1 protein-coding gene is annotated in these 1,826 nt (G+C 43.3%); it reads right to left on the bottom strand.

Translation table 11 applies throughout. The features are described 5' to 3' along the window. Positions 1-1,138 (bottom strand): diguanylate cyclase (locus AB4Z33_RS30890; RefSeq protein ID WP_442053566.1); only part of this gene is annotated, 1,138 nt, incomplete at its 3' end. Positions 1,139-1,826 lie beyond the last annotated feature (688 nt).

The following is a 1,826-nucleotide window of genomic DNA, read 5'->3' on the forward strand; positions in this document are numbered from 1 at the left end:
CGTCCGTCGTATCTCTAGGATATACGCTGACCCCTACTGAAAACGAGATCGGAATTGCCGTCGACTCATGAATGAACGCGTTTTTGGATAATAGCCCCAGCCGGCTGTTGATCAGCTCGTCAACATCGCTTTCTTGGGAACATGGAACGATCAGAACGAACTCATCTCCTCCGATCCGGCCTATTAGATCGCTAGGCTTTGCACCCAATTTAATGGTATCGGCTATATGCTTAAGATACAGATCGCCTACATAATGGCCGTACGTATCGTTAACCTGCTTGAAATTATCCAAATCAATTAATGCAAGAGCAAACCAATCGTTGCCTGCTATCTTTAGCTCCAATTGCTCCCGAATAGCAGTCCGATTATAAAGATCGGTCAACGAATCGTGATACGCGAGATGCTTATAACCTCTTTCGGATTCCAATAATCTGCGTTCCGTATCCTTTAAGGAGGTTACGTCAGTAAGATGCATCACGAATAGTTGCTCGTTGCCGCCGTCGATTAACTCAAGGCCCATCATTAAATCCATATGTCCCTGATTAGGATTAGGATTGTTCATCCGAATCTCCATGTTGGCTGCCTTTTCTTTTCCTTGAGCATTTAGTGCCAACAATTCGTTAAAATCTAGCCCGCCATTATATTCAAAATGGCTCGTAATCTGCTGAACGGGAATTCCTTCGAACCATTGATTGGCTCGTGGGTTCATTTCTATAATGGATCCCTTCCGATCCAATAAAAAAATGGCCGTCGGCGCGGACTTGAAGAGGATATGAAACAGCTTGCGGTAATCCGGCATGATGTTATGTTTTCCGATCAAATGACGAAGAACGACAGACCAGAGCAAATAACCGATGAAATAAAAAATCATTGCGTTGCGGGACGTGAAGATCTCCGATTGCAGGAGAAGCGTGACGATGACAAACCAAGCAAACAGCGAAAATAAACTAAGCAGCAGAGACTGCGAAATTATTTTTAGTTTCGCTTCCCTCGCACGATATCGGCATACGGCCAAAATAAGGACTGAAATCAGAATATACCCCGCGACAAAAATAAGGGTAAGGAGCATAAACAACGGATCAAGCGGACTCCGTCCATCTGTAACGGCCGCATTATACAGCTCCCGATGATCCTTCATTATTAAGAAAACAGCCCATAATAGAAATGGAGCCGAATAGATCAACGGCAGCCATCGTTTCAAAGAAGCTGTTATAGAGCTTCCAATAAGTATACTAAGATGGACTAAGAAACAAATGACAAACAAAAGCATCGGGGCGTTCCCATAAAGAACAATCTGCATTTGATATTCGGTCAGCAAAGACGTTTTCACATATTCGCCTAGGAAATAAAACAAAAAAGCAAACATAAGAAAAGCCGCTATTCGGTTCAACATACTCCTTCTGTTACGATGAATAAGCGTAATGGCCATATAAAAGAAAAAATAGGTAGGGAGCAAAATGGTTAAAAAGTCCATGAATTGTGCGCTCATCGTTAAGTGTCCTATCGTTGTCTATAGTCTAACCACAATTATAACTGGTTTTCACCTGACAAAAAACGATTAAAATGTTGGCACAGGTTGCTTTCAGTCACATCTTGACCATCTATGGGATACCTTATAGGATGAAAATCAATACATTCACACCTACCCGGGAGGGATCGATGATGAAGCTGGATTTGGGCTGCGGCACGAACAAGCACCCTGATTTTTACGGAATTGACCGCTATCCGCTGGATGGCGTGGATTTAGTATGGGATATGAACAACGGCATTCCTCTTCCCGATGATTCGGTAGAATGGGTTATGGCAGGCCGCAGTCTACCCTATGT

Source organism: Paenibacillus sp. 2TAB19 (assembly GCF_052115185.1).
Lineage (GTDB): Bacteria > Bacillota > Bacilli > Paenibacillales > Paenibacillaceae > Pristimantibacillus.